Below are 23,375 nucleotides of genomic sequence, written 5' to 3'. Positions count from 1 at the left end.
CAAAACTGGCTCCCGGTGGCATCGAATACCGGCGGGACCGGAAATTTTCTGGCCTTTCGGACCTGTTCCGAAAGGTTTTTTCGTTCCAGGCGGCAATTCAGGAAAGAGCTATGAAGAAAAAACCGGTCACCATAATCGATATTCAGCGCATGAAGGCCGACGGTGAAAAGATCGCCGTCCTCACCGCCTACGACTATCCCTTTGCCCGGCTGCTCGACCAGGCCGGGATCGACATGATCCTGGTCGGCGATTCGGTCGGCGCCGTCGTCGCCGGCTATGACAACACCCTGCCGGTGACGATGGAGGAGATGATCTATCACACGCGCGCGGTGCGCCGCGGGACAAATCACGCCCTGGTGGTCGCCGACATGCCGTTCCTCTCCTACCAGGTCGACCTGGCCGAGGCCCGGCGCAACGCCGGGCGCCTGATCAAAGAGGGGGGCGCCCAGGCCGTCAAACTCGAGGGGGGCGAAAATGTCGCCGCGACCATCGCGGCGATCGTCGCCATGGATATCCCCGTCGTCGGGCATATCGGGCTCACTCCCCAGTCGATTCACCGCATGGGCGGGTACCGGGTGCAGGGACGGGAAGACGAACAGGCCCGGCAACTGCTGGCGGATGCCCGGGCGGTCGCCGCGGCCGGCGCCTGCGCCATCGTCCTCGAAGGAATTCCGGCCCGGCTTGCCGACGAAATAACCGCGGCAGTCCCGATCCCGACCATCGGCATCGGCGCCGGGGCCGGCTGCGACGGGCAGGTCCTGGTGATCCACGACATCCTCGGCCTTTGCGAAAAGTACTCCCCCAAATTCGTCAAGCGCTATGCCGACGTGGCCAGCCTGATCAGCGAAGGGGTCGACAGCTATATCCGCGAGGTCAAGGGGGGGGATTTCCCGGGCAAGGAGCACAGTTTCTAGACCGCCGCAGAAAGGAGAGGGGTTGCTGGAAAAGCGCCGGGAGGCTTTTTCCCTGAACCTCGAAGCGATGGAAATCATACAAGACAATCAGCGCATGCAGAAGATCTGCCTCGACCTGCGTCAGGAGGGGCGTCGTCTCGCCTTTGTGCCGACCATGGGCTATCTGCACCAGGGGCACATCTCGCTCCTCGAAGCGGGCCGGGAAGCGGGCGATATTCTCGTCCTGTCGATCTTCGTCAACCCGACCCAGTTCGGCGCCAATGAAGACCTCGATGCCTATCCGCGGGATTTCGAACGGGACGCCGCTCTCGCCCGTGCGGCTGGTGTCGATCTCCTCTTCTATCCCGAACCGGCAAAAATCTACCCGCCCGGCTATGCGACCTACGTCAACGTTGAGGGGCTGACCGACACCCTCTGTGGCCGCAGTCGCCCCGGTCATTTTCGTGGTGTCACCACCGTTGTCTGCAAGCTGTTCAACCTGGTGCAGCCGCACCTCGCCTTCTTCGGCTGCAAGGACTTCCAGCAACTGGCTGTCATTCGCCGGATGACCCTCGATCTCAATATCCCGATGGAAATCGTCGGCATGCCGATTGTCCGCGAAGCCGACGGTCTGGCGATGAGTTCCCGCAATGTCTACCTCTCGCCCACCGAGCGGGAGCAGGCGCTGGTCCTCTCCCGGGGCCTGGCACGGGCCCGGGAAATGGTGGCTGCGGGAAGGCGTGCGAGTGACCAGATTCTTGCCGAACTCTCAACCCTGATCGCTGCGGCCAGTGCAGTGCGCATCGATTACCTGCAGATCTGCCACCAGCACACGTTGCAGGAGCAGGAGGAGGTCGACAGCGACTCAGTCCTGCTGATGGCGGTCTTTATCGGCAAGACCCGGCTGATCGACAACGGCTTTCTCCTCTCCGGGACGAACTGACCATGGCCAAAAACCGAGACGCAGCGCGGGCGACCCTGGAAAACCTCTACCGTATCTTCACGGTCCCCGAGGCCCCCGACTCGACCCTCGGTGCCATCGACCAGGCGATTACCGACGATGTGACCGGCTTCCTCCAGACCCACATCGTCGCCCTGGAGCACAGTCTCGAGAAGATCGAGGCCGATTTCTCCTCCTCGCAGATACCCGAAGAGCCGACCTTCGTTTCCACCTATACCGAGTTCGTGCAGGAGAAACTGGTCGCCCAGTCGGTCCATACCGCGGCTCCCGGTTTTATCGGCCATATGACCTCGGCTCTGCCGTACTTCATGCTGCCGCTGTCGCGGATCATGACCGCATTGAACCAGAACCTGGTCAAGGTTGAGACCTCCAAGGCCTTCACCCCGCTGGAGCGCCAGGTGCTGGCGATGCTCCATCGCCTCGTCTACCAGGGGAGCGATCCCTTTTACCGTCGCTGGATTCATGACAGTCGCCACGCCCTCGGCGCCTTCTGCTCCGGCGGTACCATCGCCAATGTCACCGCCTTGTGGGTCGCCCGCAACCGCCTCTTTGCCGCCGACGGCTCCTTCCACGGCATTGCCCGCGAAGGGCTCGCCCGGGCCCTCAAATACAAGGGCTGGGACGGGGTCGCGATCCTGGTCTCGAAGCGCGGCCACTATTCTCTGGGCAAAGCCGCCGACCTGCTCGGCATCGGTCGCGACAACCTGGTCCTGGTCGAGACCGATGACCAGAACCGGATCGACCTGGATCTTTTGCGCAAGGAGTGCCGGCGGCTGCAGGAAGAAGAGAATATTCATCCGCTGGCGCTGGTCGGCATTGCCGGGACGACGGAAACCGGCAATGTCGACCCGCTTGCAGCTATGGCCGACCTCGCCACAGAGCTGGGCTGCCACTTCCACGTCGACGCCGCCTGGGGCGGACCGACCCTCTTTTCCAGCCGGCATCGGCAGCTGCTTGACGGCATCGAGCGGGCCGATTCGGTGACGATCGATGCCCACAAGCAGCTCTATGTGCCGATGGGGGCGGGGATGGTGGTCTTCAAGGACCCGACCGCCCTCTCTGCCATTGAGCATCATGCGGCCTACATCCTGCGCCATGGCTCCAAGGACCTCGGCAGCCACACCCTCGAAGGGTCGCGGCCGGGAAAGGCGATGCTGGTCCACGCCGGTCTCTCGATCATCGGTCGCAAGGGGTATGAACTCCTGATCGACCTGGGGATCGAACGGGCACGAACCTTTGCCGCCCTGATTCGTCAGCACCCCGAGTTTGAACTGACCAGCGATCCGGAGTTGAATATCCTGACCTATCGCTACTGCCCGCAGCCGCTTCAGCGGGCCCTCGCCGGTGCCCCCGCTGCCGAGCGCTGCCGCATCAACAAGCTCCTCGACCAGGTCAACCAGCTGGTGCAAAAAATCGAGCGTGAAGCCGGCAAGACCTTTGTTTCCCGCACCCGGCTGCGGGTTCCGGCCTACGGAGGCAAAGAGATCACTGTCTTTCGGGTGGTTCTCGCCAATCCGCTGACGACCGACGCCATTCTGTCGGAGGTCCTCGAGGAGCAGTGCGCGATCGTCCAGCAACCCGAGGTTCGTTCCCTGCTCGACCAGCTGGAGTCCTTCTGCCTCTCCTAGGACCCATCGGTCCTACGGTTTCAGGTGACCGATGAAAAGCCCCCGACTTTTCCTGGCCCGCACCCTGCTGCCGATGGTCGCTCCGCCGCTAGACGATGGCGCTCTCTGCGTTCGGAACGGGCGCCTTGTCGCCGTCGGTCACCGCCGGGAAATGATGCGACAGTTTCCCGACGCCGCGGTTACCGATTTCGGTGACGCCATCCTGCTGCCGCCCCTGATCAACGCCCACACCCACCTTGAACTGACCAATTTCCCCGACTGGGCCACGGCTGCCGGGGAGACCCGCCAGGCCGACAGTTTTGTCGACTGGATCCTCAAGGTGGTGAAGGTCAAGCGCACCCTCCCCAGGGAAGCCTACGCCACCTCCCTCGCCGAAGGGATCCGGCGTTCCCTGCAGGCCGGTACTGGCGCCGTCGGCGACATTCTCAGCCACTTCCCGGCGCGCCAGGCCTATGCCGGTTCTCCCCTGCGGGGGCGGATCTTCCTCGAACTGCTCGGGCGCACCCGGGACCGCTTCGATCCGCTGCTGACCGAGGCCAACCGCATCCTTGGGGAGTCTCCGGTGGGGCATCCCGGTTATGGTCTTTCCCCCCACTCTCCCTACACCCTCGATGCCGAGTATCTGCGGCAAAGCCTCGACCTCGGTCGCCAACAGTCGGTTCCGGTCATGATTCACCTGGCCGAGTCTGCAGAGGAATCCGCATTTTTCCGTGATCTGAGCGGGCCCTTGGCACAGCGCTTTTATCCCCTTGCCGGCTGGGGCAACCTGCTCCCTCCTGCGGCAGGTGTTTCGCCCGTCGCTTACCTTCAGAGGCTTGGCGGTCTGCATCCCGGGGTATTGCTGGTACACGGCGTGCAGGTCGATGACAGCGACATTCAGCTCATTGCCAGGAGCGGGGCACGGGTGGTGCTCTGCCCGCGGTCCAATGCCCGGCTCGAAGTCGGCAGGGCGCCCCTTGATAAGTACCTGGCCGCCGGCCTTCTGCCGGCGCTGGGGAGTGACAGCCTCGCCAGCAACGGCACCCTTTCGATCTGGGACGAACTTGCCTTTGCCCGCAGCTGGTTCGGAGCGGCTGTCAGCCCGCAGCAACTCCTCGAGATGGCGATCCTCGGCGGCAGCCACGCCCTCGACCTGCAGGGAGAAATGGGAAGCCTGGCAGCGGGGTGGGGCGCTCACTTCCAGGTACTGCGGCCAACCTCAAGGCCGGCCCCGGCGGAAATGTATGACTACCTCTGCAGCGGCTGCGGCGCGGATCTCTTTCAGCTTGTTCTCGATGGTCGGTAAATCTTGCCAAGCAGAAACTGAGCGGCTATAATCCCGGCCCTGTCGGAGCTGCGGCGGAGCATGCTACAATCGGTACAGATCGGATCAGGAGCAAGGAAGCGATGATCGAAGAAGTCGGCAGCGTCGTTGAATTGAAAGGGAAGGGGATCGCTACGGTACTCTGCGAAAAGCAGAGCTTCTGTTCCCATTGCGCCTCGATGGAGAGCTGCCAGGTCGGCAGCGACGGCCGCAGCCGCATGGTCGAGGCTCTCAACCTCCTTGGCGCCAGGGTCGGGGACCGGGTAAAGCTGGCCACCAGTTCCCGGACCTTCCTCCAGTCCTCCTTTATTCTCTATATCGTGCCGCTCCTCTTTCTCCTCCTCGGTGCGATGAGCGGCAAATTCCTCGGCGGCTACCTCGCTATCCCTCCTGACCCCGACCTGCTGGCGGCCATTATCGGCATCGCCTTTCTCTGCGGTTCCTTTGTCCTGATCCGGGTCGGTTCCCGCGCCATTCCCCGGGATCTCACCATGCCCCGTGTGGTGGAAATTCTCCAGGAAGACTGATATCCCCCATGGGCATCAAGATCATCGCGAGCAACAAGAAAGCGTACCACGACTACTTTATCGACGAGGTCTTCGAGGCCGGTATCGTCCTCATGGGGACCGAGGTCAAGTCGATCCGGCTTGGCAAAGTTAATCTCAAGGAGGCCTTTTGCCGCATCAAGGAGGGCGAGGTCTTCATCAACAACATGAATATCAGCCCCTACGAACAGGGGAACCGGGAGAATCCCGGCGATCCGACCCGGGTGCGCAAGCTGCTCCTGCACAAGAGTGAGATCGAAAAGCTCTGGCGTTTCAGCGAGCAGAAGGGCCTGACCCTGGTCCCGACCAAGATCTATCTCAAGGAGAGCCGGGTCAAGGTCGAGATCGGCGTTGGTCGCGGCAAGAAGCTGCATGACAAGCGCGAGACCCTCAAACAGAAGGAAGCGGTACGGGAGATGGCCAAGGTGATCAAGGATCGCGACCGCTGAGCGCCTTGCGCTTTTCCTGGAAATATGAGATAAATAAGAAAATTCCGCGGGTTTCGGAAATTGCTTAAAGCCAATTCTCGGAACTCATCGCTCATTACTCAGAACTGATTTCAAGGGGGTGCCCAGGTTTCGACGGGAATAGGAAGCGAAGGTGGCATGCCGGGGACGCCAGTTGGCCTCGTTAAAAAACTGGCACACATACAAACGCCGACAACGACGTTCGTTACGCACTGGCGGCTTAATTGCCGTCACGTCTTTTGCCTGAGTTCCTGCGTAGGGTCGAAGACGTCAATTTAGCGGGATAGTTCTCGGAAGGCCTGTGGTCCGGGGGCGAAACTAAAGCAGGCTCACCCGAAGGGAATCCTGTTCGTGGGAGTCTTAAGGGTTAAAGCAAAACACGAACTACGCATGTAGAAGCCTTACGTGGATGATTTTCGGACGCGGGTTCGATTCCCGCCACCTCCACCATTTAGAAAAGACAAACCCGTCCACTAACCACGTCCGGTTATTGGACGGGTTTTGTTTTTCTGCGTATTGTCAGCGACTTGCGTCGCTTTCAGTGTGTCGGCGCTACCGCCCCGATCACTCCCTTTTTGGGAAATCCGTCATACCCCGCTTCTCTTTCCCCTCAAAATTCTCCGCATTCTTACCCCCATTCTCCGGACCTCGTCCGGACTCCTGCATTTTTTCCTGCAACCGCTGTTCGGCGATTTCATCGGCAAACTGGTTGATACTCTTCATGATTCCGTCAAACAGATCGTTGATGTCCATGGTCGGTCGCTCCTCGTTGTGAATTCTGATTGCTTCCCCGCTTACTTACCGGAGAGACGGAGAAAGTGTCGGGCGGTGGCTGAATTTTTTTTGTGACTGCTCCCATGACACCTTACTTACCGGGTGGCGTTGGGATGTGTCGGCGGGGATGCGTATTCCGAGCCAAACTTTCCACCGATTCCGATGCAAACTTGCCACTGATTCCGATCCAAACTTGCCAGTCATTCCGACGCAAGGTTTCCACCCGTTCCGATCCAAACTTTCCAGTTTGAGCGGAAGAGGTCGGTGAATCTGTCAGACTGATCAAAGTTCTCGCGACGCTGGGTAACCGCGGGGTACAACCTTCTGGACTTTTTCCAGGAGGTGGTCCCATTGGCACACACGAGGTTATCCATGCGCAAGATCAAGGACGTTCTGCGTCTGCATTACGAAGCCGGCCTGACACAGCGGGCCATCGCCCGCTCCGTCGGCACGTCACACACCACGGTGGGCGAATTTCTGAGACGCGCCGCTCACGCCGGGTTGTCTTGGCCGCTGCCAGAGAATCTGGACGAAACCCGACTTGAACAGTTGCTCTTTCCGCCAGCGCCAGTCATTCCCGCCGACCAGCGCCCCATGCCCGACTGGGCGACCATCCATCAGGAACTCAAGCGCAAGGGCGTCACCCTGGGGCTGCTCTGGGAGGAATACCAGAACAGCCATCCCGAGGGGTATCGCTACAGCCGTTTCTGCGATCTGTACCGTGAGTGGTCCGGCAAACTGCGTCTGTCGATGCGTCAGGTGCACAAAGCCGGCGAGAAGCTGTTTGTCGACTACACCGGCCAGACCCTGCCGATCGTCGACCGCCGCACCGGCGAGATCCGCGAAGCGCAACTGTTCGTCGCGGCCCTGGGGGCGAGTTCCCAGACGTTTGCCGAAGCCACCTGGACCCAAGGGCTGCCGGACTGGATCGGCTCGCATGTCCGGGCCTTCTCCTTCTACGGCGGAGTGCCCGAGATCGTTGTTCCGGACAACCTGAAAAGCGCCGTCTCCAAACCCTGCCGCTACGAACCGGACATCAACCCCACCTATGCGGAGCTGGCCGCTCACTATGGCTGCGCGGTGATTCCGGCGCGGGTGCGCAAACCCAAAGACAAGGCCAAGGTCGAGGCGGCGGTTCTGGTCGCCGAGCGCTTCATCCTGGCGCGGCTGCGCAACCGTACCTTCTTCAGTCTGGCCGAGGCCAACGCCGCCATTCGGGAGCTGGTGGAGCACCTCAACCGGCGCCCCTTCAAGAAGCTTCCCGGCTGCCGCCAGCAGCTCTTCGACACCCTGGAACGTCCGGCTCTGAATCCTCTGCCGGCGACCCCCTATACGTTCGCCGAATGGCGCCATGCGCGGGTCAACATCGATTACCATGCCGAAGTCGACCACCACTACTACTCGGTCCCGTATGTGCTGGTGAAGCAGCAGCTCGACGTGCGCCTGACGGCGACCACCGTCGAATTTCTGCACAAAGGGCAACGGGTGGCCTCCCATGTCCGCTCCTCTGAGCGCGGTCGCCACACCACTCTCGGCGAGCACATGCCCAAAAGCCACAGGGAGTATGCCGAATGGACGCCGCAGCGCCTGGTTTCCTGGGCGGCCAAAACCGGACCGCACACCGCCGCCTTGGCAGAGAAGATCCTGGCCTCACGGGCCCATCCCCAGCAGGGCTACCGCAGCGTCCTGGGGCTGATCCGGCTGGCCAAGACCTACACGCCCGAGCGCCTGGAAGCGGCCTGCCAGCGGGCCCTGGCAACAAACGCCTGTCGCCTCAAGAGCGTCGCCTCGATCCTCAAAACCGGACTGGACCGCCAGTCGCTCCCCGAGTCCACCGAATCCCAACTCTCATTGCTGCCGAGTCACGACAACATCCGCGGCGCCGGCTACTACCACTGACCAAGGAGACCACCATGCTCAGCCACCCCACCGACGACAAACTGCGCGCCCTCAAGCTGACCGGCATGCTCAAGGCCCTTCAGGAACAGCGCCTTAGCGAGACCGCCGATGCCTTGAGCTTCGAGGAGCGCCTCGGCCTGCTGGTCGACCGCGAGCAGACCGAGCGCGACAGCCGCCGGCTCACCACTCGCCTGCGCACGGCCCGGCTGCGTCAGAGCGCCTGCATCGAGGACCTCGACTGGAGGGCACCCCGGGGACTCGACCGCGACCTCGTGCTGGCGCTGGCCGGCGGTCGCTACCTCGCCAAGGGCCACAACATTCTCATCACCGGCCCCACCGGCGTCGGCAAGAGCTACCTCGCCTGCGCCTTGGCTCACAAGGCCTGCCGCCTCGGCTGCAAGACCCTCTACCTGCGCCTGCCCCGCTTCCTGGAGGAACTGGCCCTCGCGCGGGCCGACGGCCGCTACCCCAAGATGATGGATAGAGTCGCCAAGACTCAACTGCTCGTCCTCGACGATTGGGGGCTCGCCCCCATGACCGCCGCCGGTTGCCGCGATCTGCTCGAAATCCTCGAGGACCGCCACAATCTGCGTTCGACCCTGATCACCAGCCAGCTTCCGGTCGAAGCCTGGCACGACTACCTCGGGGATCCGACGGTCGCCGACGCCATCCTCGACCGCCTCATCCACAACGCCTACCGGCTCACCTTGAAAGGAGAATCGATGCGCAAACGGCGATCCCAGCTTGACCCGATCGGCAACTTGGCGTAAGACAAAAACTCCAGCGTCGCTACGCTCCGATCACTGGCAACTTTGCCTTGGAACGAGTGGCAACTTTGCGCTGGAACGGCTGGCAACTTTCATCGGAATCCGCACGGGGATTTGAAATTGTCCTGATGCACGAGAATTTCCGTAAGGATTTCAAGGTCGCGCTTGACATTTGCGGCCCCATGGATGATATATCAAGTGATAAATCGGGCGTTATGAATGGTGCGCCAGTACATCAGATAGATTCAGCAAGGAGAAATCCATTGGACGAGCAACACAGCATGGCGAGGCTGGTCCGTGATCTTCGGGAACTTACCGGTCTGACTCAAGAAAAGTTCGCAGCCAAGCTCGGCGTGACTTTCCCCACGATCAACCGCTGGGAGAACGACCGTGCCAAGCCGTCGCCGCTGGCGCTGGAGAAGATCGAGAGCCTGCTGCGCAGCCTGGGGGACAAAGGCGAGGCCCTGCATAAAACGTATTTTGGGAAGGAAGCCTAGGCATGGCCCAGCTTGAACATATCGAAGCCATTGAAAAGCGGCTCTGGAGCGCGGCGGACACCCTGCGGGCCAACTCCAACTACGCCAGCAACGAATATTTCCTGCCGGTTATGGGCCTGGTCTTCCTGCGCCATGCCTACAGTCGCTTTCTCGGCGTCAAGGATGCCATCGAAGCGGGCCTGCCAACCCGTGGCGGCAAGACCCGGCCGCTGACCAAGGAGGATTTCTCGCAGAAGAGCGCCATCTTCCTGCAGCCCAAGGCCCAGTTCGACACCCTGGTGGCCCTGCCCGACAGCGCCGACCGCGCCAAGGCGATCATCGACGCCATGGAGTCCATCGAGGCCGACTACGAGAACCTGCGCGGCGTGCTGCCCAAGAGCGAGTATCAGGAACTCGACAACGCGGTGCTCGGCCAGCTGCTGCGCACCCTCAACCCCGAGGAGCTCAAGCGGGTCTCCGGCGATGTGTTCGGCCGAATCTATGAGTACTTCCTGACCCAGTTCGCCGATCAGAAGGCCCACGACGGCGGCGAGTTTTTCACTCCGGTGTCGCTGGTCTCGTTGATCGCCAACGTCATCGAACCGGCCGGCGGCACGGTGCTCGACCCGGCCTGCGGCTCTGGCGGCATGTTCGTGCAGAGCGCCCGGGTGGTGGAGCGGCGGCACGAGAACCCCACCGAGAAGCTCACCTTCTACGGCCTGGAAAAGAACGCCACCACCATCCGCCTGGCCAAGATGAACCTGGCGGTGCACGGCCTGGAGGGCGACATCCAGAAATCGATCACCTACTACGAAGACCCGCACGAGCTGCTGCGCAAGGCCGACTTCGTCATGGCCAATCCCCCCTTCAATGTCGACGAGATCGACGCCGACAAGGTCAAGAGCGACCCGCGCCTCCCCTTTGGCCTGCCCGGCGTCAACAAGAAGGGGAAGGTCAGCAACGGCAACTACGTCTGGATCAGCTATTTCTACAGCTATCTGAATGAACAGGGCCGGGCCGGGTTCGTCATGTCGTCCCAGGCCTCCAGCTCCGGACGCGACGAAGCCAAGGTGCGCCAGAAGCTGGTGGAGACCGGCGACGTGGATGTCATGGTCGCCATCCGCTCCAACTTCTTCTACACCCGCACCGTCCCCTGCGAGCTCTGGTTCCTCAATCGCGCCAAGCCGGAAGCGCACCGCGACAAGGTGCTGATGATCGACGCCCGCAACATCTACCGCAAGGTGACGCGCAAGATTTTCGACTTTTCCCCCGAGCAGGAGCAGAACCTGCTGGCCATCGTCTGGCTCTACCGGGGCGAGACCGGGCGCTATCTCGACCTGGTGGCGGGTTACTGCCGGCGCATGCTGGCCGAGGGCGCGGCCTGCTTCACCATGAAAGATGACGAAGGCGAAACGTTCGAACCGTTGCCGGATTTCATCGGTGTGCTGGCGACGCTGCGCAACAGTATTGAACCCTTCCTCAAGACCCTCGCCAAGGACGCGCCACATATTGAACCGTTGAAGGAGCTGGATGACGCCATCCCGCTGTTCAAGGCGGACGTGGAGACCTTCCGGCAGGCCGTCACCGAACAGCAGGCGGCATGGGGACAACAGAAGACCACCAACGGCGAATTGAAAAAAGCCGTAGATCGCCTCGCCACCCTGGCCGAGACCAGCCGCGATCTGGTCAAGCAGGCCGACCTGCTCTACAAGCTCGCCTGCCGTCTGATCGAGACCTGTGAGAAAGAATGCGCCGCCCGCGACAATGATACTTGGGCGAACCGCGACATCACCCGCGCCCGCAAGGCCGCCGATGATGTCCGCGCCCTGGCCGTGGAGCAGCTCAAGCAGGTGCGCTACTTCTGGAAACAGGCCCACTGGCTCACCGAACGCTTCCCCAAGGCCGAACTGCGCGATGTCGAAGGGCTGGTCAAGCTGGTGGACCGGGCCGAGATTGAGGCCAACGACTGGAGCCTCACCCCCGGCCGCTATGTCGGCGTTGCACCGGAAGAAGAGGACGAGGATTTCGACTTCGAGGAGGCCCTGCGCGACATCCATGTGGAGTTGGAGGACCTGAACGCCGAGGCGGTGCGGCTGGCGGAGACGATCAAGAGGAATTTTGGGGAATTAGGCATATGACCTGGCCGATGATTCCAGTGACTGAACTGTGCGAACTTGCGGTTGATTGCGTCAATAAAACAGCACCTACCGTAGAACACGAAACCGAGTTCAAAATGATTCGAACCACCAATGTGAAAGGTGGTTTTATCGATCTAAAAGAGGTGCGCTTCGTAACAGAGGAAGTGTTCAACAAATGGACTCGTCGTTCGAGACCGCAATATGGAGATGTAGTTCTCACGAGAGAAGCCCCCGTTGGTGAGGTTGGTAGGTTTACCTCGAACGACGAAAAAGTATTTCTTGGTCAGAGGCTTTTCCACTATCGACCAGATCCCAATAAGCTCGATTGGAACTTTTTGGCGTATGCCCTCCAATCACCTCAAATCCAAGGCAAATTCAAAGGCATGGGTTTCGGAGCGACAGTGGACCACGTTCGGGTTGGTGATGCCGAACGGCTTCCTATTCCATGCCCACCGTTAAATGTGCAAAAGAGGATCGGCGATACCCTCTCCGCCTACGACGACCTGATCGAGAACAACCGGCGACGGATTCAGTTGCTGGAGCAGGCGGCGCGGCTGCTCTACAAGGAATGGTTCGTCCACCTCCGCTTCCCCGGCCACGAACACACCCCAATCATCGATGGCGTGCCGGAGGGGTGGGAAAAGAAGGTTCTCGGTGACGTATGTTTTGAAGTTCGTGAGACCGTTTCCCCCAGTGCCCTTGAAGCAAATACCCCGTACATCGGCCTTGAACACATGCCTCGCCGCTCAATCGCTCTTTGTGAGTGGGGGCAAGCGGAACAGGTCACAAGCAGCAAGCATCGTTTCCGTGAGGGAGAAATTCTCTTCGGGAAGATTCGGCCGTATTTTCATAAGGTTGGCATTGCGCTCCAGGATGGAGTGGCTTCCTCAGACGCCATCATAATTCGACCAGTTCATTCGCACCTTTTGCCGCTTGTCCTGATGACGACATCCAGCGATGGGTTTGTAGCTGTAACCGCCCAGCAGATGAAAGAGGGCTCCAAGATGCCGCGCGCCGACTGGAAGCAGATGCAACAGTATCCTGTGCCTTTTCCTCCAGACGGATTGCTTCGTGCTTTCAACGACTTTATTGATCCCATACTAAACCAGCTGAAAACACTCGCCTTTGCCAATAAACGACTCGGTGCAGCCCGCGATATCCTTCTGCCCAAACTGATGAACGGCGAGGTGGCGGTATGAGTGTTAGCCCAACCACGAAAATTCTTCTCGCCTATAGAAGCGGGGATATATGCGCTTTGCCGGAATGCGAAAAGAAGGGGCGTAGGCTGTCAATTGACAGTGTAAACGGTGATCCCATCAATCAAGGTCAGGCAGCCCACATTGCGGGAGAAAATAGCGGATCGGATAAAAAGCAGAAGTCGGCAAGATTCAACCCAAAGATGACCGAGTCAGAACGGAACAGCTACCACAACCTCATATATCTCTGTGGCGCTTGCCACAAAAGAATAGACACGATTCCACAGGGCGAATTGGACTATCCCGTCGACCGACTGAAAGCAATTAAAGCTGAGCACGAGAAAAAGGTGCGTCAAGCCCTGCTTGATGCGTTCTCTGACATCGGCTTTGTTGAATTGCAGGAAGCGACGCAGTGGGCCTCCGTTGTTCAGCCCTCAGCAGTAACGAGCGATTATTCGCTTTTGAAAATCGAAGACAAAATTCAAAAGAATGCTCTTGATGGCGATGCACGGGGTGTAATTGCCATGGGGCTCGGTGTTGCAGGTGAAGTTGCCCGGTACATTGAAAGTGTCGCCCAGACAGATAGCGAATTCCCAGAGAGACTCAAGGCGGGTTTTCTGGAAGAGTACTGGCGATTAAAGAAAGAGGGAGTGAATGGCGGCAATCTTTTTGAATTGATGTGTCGTTTTGCTCAGCAGGGATTTCAGAGGCAGGCGCAACGGTCTGCCGGATTGGCTGTGCTGATTCACTTATTCGAGGCCTGCGAGGTGTTTGAGAAATGATTCTTCCTTCGAAGCACATATCTGAAGGACAAGCGCTGATCGGTGTAGGCGCTGTTGTGCTTCGTCACGTTGAACGGCAACAGACCATTACCAGCCTTTGGGATAAAGTGAGGGATGAACCTTCCGTGGGGACGTTTGAACGGTTTGTTCTTGCCTTGGATCTCTTATACATCATCGGGGTCATTGATCTTTCCAAAGGCATGATCCGCCGGGGGGCCTCGTGATCCACAGCGTAACTGCCAATCATCGCTCGTTTCATCCCGTAGAGTTCACCACGGGACTTAATGTCATATTGGCCGAGCGTTCTGAGACTTCCACAGAGAAAGATACTCGAAACGGGGTCGGAAAAACGACATTGCTTGAGATTATCGATTTCTGCCTCGGAAGCCGTCCGACCAAAGGCAAGGGGTTACTGATCGAACCCTTGCAATCTTGGGCCTTCACTCTTGATATCACCCTTCGCGGCAATCGAGTAAAAGTCACGCGAGCGGTGGCGGATCAAAACCGAATTATCGTAGAAGGAGCAACTGACGGATGGCCGGAAAAGCCCGACCTGGACGATCAGACTGGTGAGCGAGTCTACAAGGCGGAACGATGGCGAGCGTTGTTGGGATGGGCATTTTTTGATTTGCCTCGTTCGTCGGATCAGTTGTCCTACAAGCCGAGCTATCGAAGTTTGATCTCCTATTTCGTGCGCCTTGGCCCAGATGCTTATACGAGCCCTTTCAGACATTTCCGGCAACAGAAGACATGGGACATCCAGCTTCACACTGCCTATGTACTGGGAATGAACTGGGAGTATGCCGCACGGTGGCAAGGCCTGAAAGACCAAGAAGAAGGCGCTAAGGCGCTTGAAAAAGCGATCAAGACGGGTGCGATGGAAGGCGCAATCGGCTCCGTGGGTGAACTGGAGACCCAACGCATTCAACTTGAGCAGCAAGCTGCCAATGCCAAACAGGCTTTGGACACATTCAAAGTCCATCCCCAGTATGAATCCGTACAGGAAGAAGCAGACAGGCTGACCTCAGAAATTCACGAACTCGCCAATCAAAACGTTGCCGATAGGCGCCGTTTGAAACGTTATGAAGAATCCATCAAGGAAGAGAAGCCACCCGCTTCGGTATCCCTTGAACGTCTGTATGAAGAGGCAGGTCTAGTTTTCCCGGACACAGTTAAACGGACATTGGAAGGAGCCAAGGCGTTTCACCATGACATCATATCGAATCGTCGTGAGTTCCTAGGTTCTGAAATCACCCGTATTCGGCAGGTTATCGACGACAGAGAAACACGTATCAGGGAAAAGACTGATCTACGTGCCGAGGTGATGCAGGTTCTTCAAACCCACGGTGCACTGCAGGAAATGACGTTACTGCAAGAGAGATTTGTATCGATGCAAGGAGCCCTTGAGCGCGTGCAGGCCCGATTGCGCGAGATGAAAAGTCTAAAGGCCTCGAAACGAGAAGTAAAAGCGGCGAAGGACGATTTGGTTCAGACAGCTGAACGCGACCATGAGGAGAGAAGGGATAAGTGGTCTGAAGTTGTGCGCCTCTTCAATGAACATTCTCAAGCTCTTTATAAATCACCCGGCAAGCTGGTGATCGATGTCGGCGATACCGGCTACAAGTATCAAGTGAATATTGAGCGCAGCGGAAGCGAGGGGATCGAGAAAATGAAAATATTTTGCTTTGATCTTGCGGTGCTTCAACTTCAAATGCAAAGCGGACGAGGTATTGATTTTCTCATTCATGACACTTTGATGTACGACTCCGTTGATGTTCGGCAACGGGCGCTGGCATTCGAGCGAGCTCACGAGATCACTGCTGCTCTTGGCGGTCAATATATCTGCACCATCAATTCGGATATGGTTCCAGAAGCAGACTTCACCGAAGGTTTTGACTTCCAACAATTTGTGCGTCTGAGATTATCGGATGCTTCGCCGTCGGACAGTCTGCTGGGCATACGTTTCGAGAGGCCGGGCAGATGAATTTCTGGACGAATATGGCACATACAGCTTCAACCCAAGGCATGGCTGCCTTGCGGCTTGGATACGCGATAAAAGGAGGCGGTTTATGCTGAATAAAATCAAACTCAATAATTTCGGCCCGCTCGCCAGACTGGATTGGCCGAAGCTCGGGCCGATCAATCTGGTAATCGGCGGCAACGGCACCGGGAAGACATTCCTCCTGAAAGCTCTCTACAGCGCCATGCGGACGCTGGAGGAGTACAAGCGCGGCGATGACCAGCGCACGGCGGCGGAGATTCTGGCTGAAAAGCTGTACTGGACCTTCCAGCCGGACAAGATCGGCGACTTGGTGACCAAGGGCGCGGACGGGGCCTTGTCTTGCACCGTGCAGTTCGACAACCGAAATTTCATCTACAGCTTCGGCAAGGACACGACCAAGCAGATCTCCTCGCTGGAAAACCATGTCCAAACCAGGGCGAGCAACTCCATTTTCCTCCCTGCGAAGGAAGTTTTGTCCCTGCACCAGATCATTCTCAAGTCCCGCGAGCAGGATAAGGCCTTCGGTTTTGACGACACCTATCTGGATCTTGCCCGGGCGCTGCGCCAGTCACCCAAGATGGGCAAGAATTATGCGGAATTCGCCAAGTCGCGGCAGAGCCTGGAGGATATCCTCGGCGGCCGTGTTGAATATGACGAGGCGTCGGGACGCTGGCAGTTCAAAAAGGGCAACCAGAAGTTTCCCATCGGCGTGACGGCGGAAGGGATCAAGAAAATTGCCATACTCGATACCCTGCTTGGCAATCGGTATCTTGACACGAATTCAATCATTTTTATCGACGAGCCGGAATCCGCCCTGCATCCCGTGGCGGTTTCCAAACTTCTCGATATCGTGGCTGTGCTGGCCGAACGCGGCATCCAGTTCTTTCTCGCCAGTCATTCCTATTTCGTGGTGAAGAAGCTGTTTTTGATCGCTCAGGAACAGGATTTGTCCATTCCGGTGATTTCTGCCCATGACAGCCAGTGGACAACGGCGAACCTCAAGGACGGGATGCCGGAAAACACGATCATCGATGAGTCGATCCGGCTGTACAAGGAAGAAGTGGGGTTGGCGCTCAAATGACCACACAGCCGATTGTCGAATCCGGGATGACCTTCGGCCCATATGCCGATGGCCGATGTTTTTACATTGAGAAGAGCAACACCTATGCGGATATTCAGCAGGGTGTGCAAATGGCGGAATTCCTGCTGCTGCGTATCGACAATGGAAAACCACCCGTCCTTTGGGTGGTGGAGGCCAAATCGAGTACGCCGCGACCGGAGACCCAACCGAATTTCGATGAATTCATCGCGGAGATCCGTGAAAAGTTGGTCAATGCCTTTTCCCTCGGCTGGGCCTCCTGTTTGAAACGTCACCAACAGGCCGAGGCGGAACTGCCCGACCCGTTCAAGACACTTGATCTTTCGCAGGCCGGGGTACGGTTTGTGTTGGTGATTAACGGTCATCAGGAATCATGGCTGCCTCCGATCCAGGAGGCGTTGAAAAAAGCGCTTCATTCCACTGTCAAAACCTGGTGTTTCGCCCCGACCTCGGTGGCAGTCATCAATGAAGAACTTGCCAGGCAACATGGCTTGATCCTTCCTGCACAGGGAGGAGCGGCATGACCGGAATCAGTGGTATGAGATATTTCCCCCCGGTTGACATGGCGCGAAGGCACTGCCGAAACAGCGGAGGGAAATCCGCATGAAACAGCGAACCCTCCTCACCCAGATCGCCCTCGGCGAAGACTCCTCCCGCCAGTTCAAGGCAGATGTGAAGAACGCCGATTCCCTGGCCTCGGAAATGGCGGCCTTTGCCAATACCAATGGCGGCACCATCTTTATCGGCGTGGCCGATGACGGCTCGACGCCGGGGCTTTCAGGGCAGGATGTGGCCCGTATCAATCAGCTCATCAGCAACGCCGCCAGCCATCTGGTACGCAGCCCGCTGGCGGTGCAGGCCGAGAACGTGGCGCTGGAAAACGGCCGCATTGTCATCGCACTGACCCTGCCCAAGGGGATCGACAAGCCCTATTTCGACAAGAACGGGGTGATCTGGCTCAAGGCCGGGGCCGATAAGCGGCGGGTGAACTCCAAGGAGGAGCTGCGCCGCTTGTTTCAGTTCTCCAACCAGTTCCATGCCGACGAACTGCCCACCAAGGCGGGAATCGACAAGCTGGACAAGCTGCGCTTCCGTGATTTTCTGCGGGATGTCTACAAACAGGACTATCCCGATTCCCCCGACGAGCTGACCCGCCTGTTGCAAAACATGAATCTGGCCACCGATGATGGCAGGTTGAACCTGGCCGGGGTGCTGCTCTTTGCTGAGCAGCCGGAGTGGATCGTGCCGCAATTCGTGGTCAAGGCGATCCGCTACCCCGGCAACAAAATCCACGCCACCGACTACCTTGACACCGAGGATTTTTCCGGTCCGCTGCCGAAGCTTTTCGAGGGGGCGCTGGCCTTCGTCATGCGCAACCTGCACAAGGTGCAGGCCGGTCGCGGGGTGAACGCGCCCGGTACGCCGGAGATTCCCGAGGCGGTTTTCGAGGAGCTGCTGGTTAACGCCTTGGTGCACCGCGATTATCTGGTCAGCGCCCCGATCCGCCTGTTTGTCTTCGACAACCGCATCGAGATCATCAGTCCCGGCCACCTGCCCAACAACCTGACGGTGGAGAAGATCCGGGCCGGAAACTCCAATATCCGCAATCCGATCCTGGTTTCCTATGTCGCCAAGGGGCTGCTCCCCTACCACGGCCTGGGTTCGGGCATCAAAAGGGCGCTGGAGAAGTGGTCGGCCATCGACTTTACCGACGACCACGATGGCTGCCTGTTCACCGCCACGGTTCACCGGAAACCGGTGGAGGAGCTGGAGTTAGCGGATAAAGGTGCAATAAAGATGCATGGTGCACCTGTAAAAGCCTCTTTATCTGGTCTCCAGGTGCGGTTGCTGGATTTTATTCGGTCAAATCCGGCTGTTTCCTATGACGAACTGGCGGACATGACCCAAAAGTACCGCACCACTGTGATGCGTAATATCGGAAAGCTGAAGGATGCAGGCATTCTGAGGCGTGTGGGCTCCAAAAAAACCGGGCACTGGGAGGTGATGGAATGACCCCCATCCCCTACACCGAAGACACCCTCGTTCAGCAGACCACCGCCGAGTACCTGGAACAGGAACTGGGCTGGCAGTCGGTGTACGCCTACAACAACGAGGATTTCGGGCCGGACAGCCTGCTGGGCCGGGAATCGGATCGTGAGGTGGTGTTGACTCGCACCCTGCGGGCCAAAATCGAAGAATTGAATCCCGGTCTGCCCGCCACGGCCTATGAAGATGCCGTGCGCCAGATTGTCACGATTTCTGCTACGCAGACCATGGCCGCCACCAATCGCGAGAAGTACGAGCTGATCAAGGACGGGGTGCAGGTCACCTTTCGCAATGCCAAGGGCGAACGGGTGCGCCAGCGGCTGCGGGTGTTCGACTTCGATGTTCCCGAGAACAACCATTTTCTCTGCGTGCGCGAGCTGTGGGTGCGCGGCGATCTGTACCGCCGCCGGGCGGACATCGTCGGGTTTGTCAACGGCCTGCCGTTGCTGTTCATGGAGCTGAAGAATGTCAGCAAGGATATCCGCGCCGCCTATGAGCAGAATTTTCTGGACTACAAGGACACCGTCCCGCACCTGTTTCATCACAATGCTTTTGTTGTGCTGGCCAACGGGGTGGATGCCAAACTCGGCTCGCTCACCAGCCGCTTCGAACATTTCCACGAGTGGAAACGATTGGCGGAGAATCAACCGGGCATCGTGGCCATGGAGACGCTGCTCAAGGGGGTGTGCGCGAAAGCCAATTTCCTCGACCTGGTGGAGAACTTCATCGTTTTCGACGACTCGGCCGGGGAATCGCGGAAGATTTTGGCCCGCAACCACCAGTTCCTGGGCGTCAACCGGGCTATCGAGGCGGTCCGTGACAGGAAGCTCAGGAGCGGCAAGCTGGGAGTGTTCTGGCATACCCAGGGTTCGGGCAAGAGCTATTCCATGGTGCTCTTCACCCGCAAGGTGCATCGCAAGCTGGGCGGCAACTTCACCTTTCTGATCCTCACCGACCGCGACGACCTGGACACGCAGATTTACAAGACCTTTGCCGGGTGCGGCGTGGTGGACAACGACCGCGACCCGTGCCGGGCTGCGAGCGGCGAGCATCTCGCGCAGCTGCTGGCCCAGCACAAGTCGCACGTCTTCTCGCTGATCCAGAAATTCAATCAGACAGTTAGCGAGGGTGAAGCCTACTCCCGGCGTGACGACCTCATCGTCATCACCGACGAGGCCCACCGCACCCAGTACGGTACCCTGGCGCTCAACATGCGCAACGCTTTACCGAAAGCCAGCTATATCGGCTTCACCGGCACGCCGCTCTTTAAGGACGACGAAATCACCCGGCGGGTGTTCGGTGATTACGTCTCCACCTACGATTTTCAGCGGGCCGTGGAAGACAAGGCCACGGTGCCGCTCTATTACGATGCGCGTGGCGACAAGCTCGGCGTGGCGGTCGGTGATCTGAACGAGCGGATCGCCGAAAAGCTGGAGGAACTGGAAACCGGCAATATCGATGTGGAACAGTGCCTGGAACAAGAGCTTAAGCGCGATTATCACATCATCACGGCCGGGAAACGCCTTGACCAGGTGGCCCGCGATTTTGTGCAGCACTACTCTTTGGGTTGGGAAACCGGCAAGGCGATGCTGGTCTGCATCGACAAGGTCACCTGCGTTCGCATGCACAAGCTGGTCGAGTTCTACTGGAACGAGAGAATCGGCGAGTTGGAAGCGCAGTTGCCCCAGGCCACGGATGAGCAGGACGAACAGTACCGGCGACGCCAGATCGAGTGGATGCGGCAGACGCAGATAGCGGTGGTGGTCAGCGAAGAACAGGGCGAGGTCGAGAAGTTTCGCAGATGGGAACTGGACATCACCCCGCACCGCCGCCTGATCAAGGAGGGCATCGACCTGCCGGAAGCGATGCGGAAACAGCCGCAGTTCCAGAACATGCAGCGGCTGTCGCTGGATGAGGCGTTCAAGGCCGATGAGCACCCGTTTCGCGTGGCTATCGTCTGTGCCATGTGGTTGACCGGCTTTGACGTTCCCAGTCTCTCCACCCTATACCTGGACAAGCCCCTCAAGGCGCACACGTTGATGCAGGCCATTGCCCGGGCAAATCGGGTGAGCGAGGGCAAGAACAACGGAATGATCGTCGATTACTGCGGCATCCTGAAGAACCTACGCAAGGCGCTCGCGACCTTTGCCGGAACGGGCGACGACGGGCGCGGTGGCGAAGGGGGCGAGACCGAACCGGCCAAGCCGGATGAGGAACTGCTGGCCGATCTTCGTGAAGCGATTGCCTTTGTCCGATCCTTCTTGGAAGAGCGAAGCGCGTCTTTGAATGGGATTATCGGGCAGACCGGTTTTGCCCGAAATGCGGCGATTCTCGCGGCAAAGGAGGCGGCGAACGAAAACGACGAGACGCGCAAACGCTTTGAGGTGATGTGCCGGGCGGTGTTCTCGAAATTCAAGGCCTGCATCACCATCGAAGGCGTCAATGCTTGCCGGGCAGACTTCGACGCGATCAACATCGTCTATAAGAGCCTGCAACAGGATCGGGAGCAGGCGGATATCTCCGATATCATCCGGCAACTGCATCAGGTTGTGGATGGTGCCATTGAGGTTAGGGAAGGACCTGTTGAGAGCGCAGGCGGTATCTATGATATCAGCAAGATCGATTTCGACCGGTTGCGCCGAGAGTTCGAGCGCAGCCCGGCCAAACGCACCACCGTGCAGAATCTTAAAACCGCGATCGAACAACGCCTGCAACGTCTGCTCCAGCAGAATCCCTTGCGGACCGATTTCCAAAGGCATTACGAGGAGATCGTCGCCGAGTACAACCGCGAGAAGGATCGGGTGACCATCGAGAAGACCTTTGAGGCACTTCTGCAGATAATGGATGAGATGGACGATGAGGAGAGCCGCGCCGTGCGGGAAGGGCTCGATGAGGAGAGTCTTGCCGTATTCGACCTGCTGAGAAAGCCAGACCTGACGCCCGGTGACATCAAACGCATCAAGGCCGTGGCCGTTGAACTGCTCGAAACACTCAAGGCGGAAAAACTGCGGATCGATCACTGGCGCGACAAGGAATCCACCCGGGACGCGGTCCGACTGACGATTCAGGATTATCTCTGGAGCGAGCAAACCGGGTTGCCGGAAACCTATTCAGAGGAGGACGTGCGGGACAAGACAGAGGCGGTTTTCGTGCATGTCTTCCGGGCGTACCCAACGGTGCCGTCACCCTACTACGTCAGCATGGCGTCGTAGAGAGTAGCGAAGGACGATATGAGCTTTAACCCGAACTTCACTATCACCAACCGCATGACCCAGGCGATCACCCGCATCGAGCGGGCGCGGGGCTTCCTGGACGCGGCGCAGCTTTCCGCCGACTGGGTGCGCGAAGTGGGCGAGCAGGCGCTGATTCTGGAGGCGCACCACACCACCCACATCGAAGGTACCCGACTGACCCTGGATCAGGCTGAGCGCCTGTGGAAGGGCGAAACGGTGCCGGAGGCCGACCCAGACGATGCGCGGGAGCTGCTCAACTACCGCACCGCCTTTGAGTTTGTCTCCGAGTGCTTGGACAGCGGCGACCCGATCACCGAGGGGATGATCCGCGAGATCCACCGCAAGCTGGTGGAGGGCGTGCGTGGCGGCAGTGCCGCACCGGGGGAATACCGGCGTATCCAGAACTACGTGGTCAATGCGGGCACCGGCCAGGTCATCTATACCCCGCCCACGGCGGTGGAAGTGCCGGTGATGATGTCGGAGCTGGTCAAGTGGCTGAACGGCGAACTCGATATCCACCCGGTGCTGGTGAGCGGCATCGCCCAGTTCCAACTGGTGCATATCCATCCGTTTCTGGACGGCAACGGTCGCGCCTCGCGGCTGCTCTCAACCCTCTGCCTCTACAAGGCGGGGTACGATTTCAAGCGGCTGTTCACCATCAGCGAATACTACGACCGCAACCGGCCGACCTTCTACAAGTCGATCCAGAGCGTGCGCGACAACGGCATGGACATGACCGGCTGGCTCGACTACTTCGTCACCGGCCTGGAAACCCAGATGGTCGAGGTGCGCGAACGCAGTGAGCAGATCATCCGCCGCGATGTGCTGGTGAAACAGCACGCACTGAACGAGCGCCAGGGCAAGGCGCTGGGCTATCTCCTCCAGCACGGCAAGCTGGCCATCCAGGACTTCGAAGCGCTCTGCCCGACCGTCAACCGCCGCAGCCTGCAGCGGGATCTGAAGGGAATGCTGGACAAAAACCTGATCACCGCCGAGGGGGCGACCAATCAGCTGGTCTATCGACTTCCCGGGTGACTTCCGGGGTGACTTGCGACAAACTCGCGACAAAACTTGTGACAGGCTCACGACACTGCTTGCGACAAGGTCGCAGTTACGGAGAAAACGGCCTGGTGTGGCAACTGTCCTGGAATTCCGGATAGTTCATG

Annotated in this window: 20 protein-coding genes and 1 other RNA gene; 20 read left to right on the top strand and 1 reads right to left on the bottom strand. The window is 58.9% G+C overall.

All coding sequences use genetic code 11. The features are described 5' to 3' along the window. Positions 1–110: 110 nt before the first annotated feature. The 7 genes from panB to ssrA all read left to right on the top strand — a co-directional run bounded on the left by panB (position 111) and on the right by ssrA (position 6,247). Positions 111–914, top strand: a complete 804-nt coding sequence (panB, locus tag ACYQ8E_RS04580; protein WP_066727370.1) for a 3-methyl-2-oxobutanoate hydroxymethyltransferase — start codon at positions 111–113, stop codon at positions 912–914. A 67-nt stretch (positions 915–981) separates the two neighbouring features. Beyond that, on the top strand, positions 982–1,836 hold the full coding sequence (gene panC / locus ACYQ8E_RS04575; RefSeq protein ID WP_066729781.1) for a pantoate--beta-alanine ligase: 855 nt from the start codon (positions 982–984) through the stop codon (positions 1,834–1,836). A 2-nt stretch (positions 1,837–1,838) separates the two neighbouring features. Then, positions 1,839–3,482, top strand: coding sequence for a pyridoxal-dependent aspartate 1-decarboxylase PanP (panP, locus tag ACYQ8E_RS04570; protein WP_459860276.1), 1,644 nt, complete (start codon positions 1,839–1,841; stop codon positions 3,480–3,482). A gap of 31 nt (positions 3,483–3,513) precedes the next feature. After that, positions 3,514–4,767, top strand: coding sequence for an amidohydrolase family protein (locus ACYQ8E_RS04565; protein WP_459860274.1), 1,254 nt, complete (start codon positions 3,514–3,516; stop codon positions 4,765–4,767). Between the two features lie 101 nt (positions 4,768–4,868). Beyond that, positions 4,869–5,312 carry a SoxR reducing system RseC family protein gene (locus ACYQ8E_RS04560; protein ID WP_459860273.1) on the top strand — a complete coding sequence of 148 codons (444 nt, stop codon included), beginning with the start codon at positions 4,869–4,871 and terminating at the stop codon, positions 5,310–5,312. An 8-nt stretch (positions 5,313–5,320) separates the two neighbouring features. Then, positions 5,321–5,779: an SsrA-binding protein SmpB gene (gene smpB, locus ACYQ8E_RS04555; protein WP_459860271.1), complete on the top strand. Its 459-nt coding sequence runs from the start codon at positions 5,321–5,323 to the stop codon at positions 5,777–5,779. A gap of 114 nt (positions 5,780–5,893) precedes the next feature. Continuing rightward, positions 5,894–6,247: a transfer-messenger RNA gene (gene ssrA, locus ACYQ8E_RS04550) on the top strand. 114 nt (positions 6,248–6,361) lie between these two features. On the opposite strand, the gene ACYQ8E_RS04545 is transcribed toward ssrA, so the two are convergent. Then, on the bottom strand, positions 6,362–6,550 hold the full coding sequence (locus ACYQ8E_RS04545; protein ID WP_459860268.1) for a hypothetical protein: 189 nt from the start codon (positions 6,548–6,550) through the stop codon (positions 6,362–6,364). 393 nt (positions 6,551–6,943) lie between these two features. Here ACYQ8E_RS04545 and istA point away from each other — a divergent pair, with 393 nt between their 5' ends. The 13 genes from istA to ACYQ8E_RS04480 all read left to right on the top strand — a co-directional run bounded on the left by istA (position 6,944) and on the right by ACYQ8E_RS04480 (position 23,244). Continuing rightward, entirely contained in the window at positions 6,944–8,470 is a 1,527-nt protein-coding gene (gene istA, locus ACYQ8E_RS04540; RefSeq protein ID WP_066723643.1) for an IS21 family transposase, read from the top strand. A gap of 14 nt (positions 8,471–8,484) precedes the next feature. After that, complete coding sequence (istB, locus tag ACYQ8E_RS04535) at positions 8,485–9,240, top strand: IS21-like element helper ATPase IstB (protein WP_066723645.1); 756 nt, start codon at positions 8,485–8,487, stop codon at positions 9,238–9,240. Between the two features lie 65 nt (positions 9,241–9,305). Next, complete coding sequence (locus ACYQ8E_RS04530) at positions 9,306–9,734, top strand: helix-turn-helix domain-containing protein (protein WP_459860266.1); 429 nt, start codon at positions 9,306–9,308, stop codon at positions 9,732–9,734. Positions 9,735–9,736: 2 nt separating this feature from the next. After that, positions 9,737–11,851 (top strand): class I SAM-dependent DNA methyltransferase, encoded by a 2,115-nt coding sequence (locus ACYQ8E_RS04525; RefSeq protein WP_459860263.1) that lies wholly within the window; start codon positions 9,737–9,739, stop codon positions 11,849–11,851. After that, entirely contained in the window at positions 11,848–13,050 is a 1,203-nt protein-coding gene (locus ACYQ8E_RS04520; RefSeq protein ID WP_459860261.1) for a restriction endonuclease subunit S, read from the top strand. Before ACYQ8E_RS04525 ends, ACYQ8E_RS04520 begins: the two co-directional genes overlap by 4 nt. Beyond that, complete coding sequence (locus ACYQ8E_RS04515) at positions 13,047–13,829, top strand: HNH endonuclease (RefSeq protein ID WP_459860260.1); 783 nt, start codon at positions 13,047–13,049, stop codon at positions 13,827–13,829. Before ACYQ8E_RS04520 ends, ACYQ8E_RS04515 begins: the two co-directional genes overlap by 4 nt. Then, on the top strand, positions 13,826–14,053 hold the full coding sequence (locus ACYQ8E_RS04510; RefSeq protein ID WP_408998232.1) for an ABC-three component system middle component 6: 228 nt from the start codon (positions 13,826–13,828) through the stop codon (positions 14,051–14,053). The genes ACYQ8E_RS04515 and ACYQ8E_RS04510 overlap by 4 nt, the downstream gene beginning before the upstream one ends. Next, entirely contained in the window at positions 14,050–15,813 is a 1,764-nt protein-coding gene (locus tag ACYQ8E_RS04505) for an ABC-three component system protein (protein ID WP_459860257.1), read from the top strand. Before ACYQ8E_RS04510 ends, ACYQ8E_RS04505 begins: the two co-directional genes overlap by 4 nt. Positions 15,814–15,898: 85 nt before the next feature. Further along, on the top strand, positions 15,899–16,912 hold the full coding sequence (locus tag ACYQ8E_RS04500) for an AAA family ATPase (RefSeq protein ID WP_459860256.1): 1,014 nt from the start codon (positions 15,899–15,901) through the stop codon (positions 16,910–16,912). Next, positions 16,909–17,454, top strand: a complete 546-nt coding sequence (locus ACYQ8E_RS04495; RefSeq protein WP_459860254.1) for a hypothetical protein — start codon at positions 16,909–16,911, stop codon at positions 17,452–17,454. Before ACYQ8E_RS04500 ends, ACYQ8E_RS04495 begins: the two co-directional genes overlap by 4 nt. A 79-nt stretch (positions 17,455–17,533) precedes the next feature. Beyond that, positions 17,534–18,943: an RNA-binding domain-containing protein gene (locus tag ACYQ8E_RS04490; RefSeq protein WP_459860253.1), complete on the top strand. Its 1,410-nt coding sequence runs from the start codon at positions 17,534–17,536 to the stop codon at positions 18,941–18,943. Beyond that, on the top strand, positions 18,940–22,188 hold the full coding sequence (locus tag ACYQ8E_RS04485; protein ID WP_459860251.1) for a type I restriction endonuclease subunit R: 3,249 nt from the start codon (positions 18,940–18,942) through the stop codon (positions 22,186–22,188). Before ACYQ8E_RS04490 ends, ACYQ8E_RS04485 begins: the two co-directional genes overlap by 4 nt. An 18-nt stretch (positions 22,189–22,206) precedes the next feature. Beyond that, the gene (locus ACYQ8E_RS04480; protein WP_459860249.1) at positions 22,207–23,244 is read left to right on the top strand and encodes a Fic family protein; all 1,038 of its coding nucleotides are present in this window, start codon (positions 22,207–22,209) and stop codon (positions 23,242–23,244) included. The last annotated feature ends 131 nt before the right edge of the window (positions 23,245–23,375 follow it).

The sequence above is a fragment of the Desulfuromonas carbonis genome, from assembly GCF_054658035.1.
This window is presented reverse-complemented; position numbering and strand designations above follow the sequence as displayed.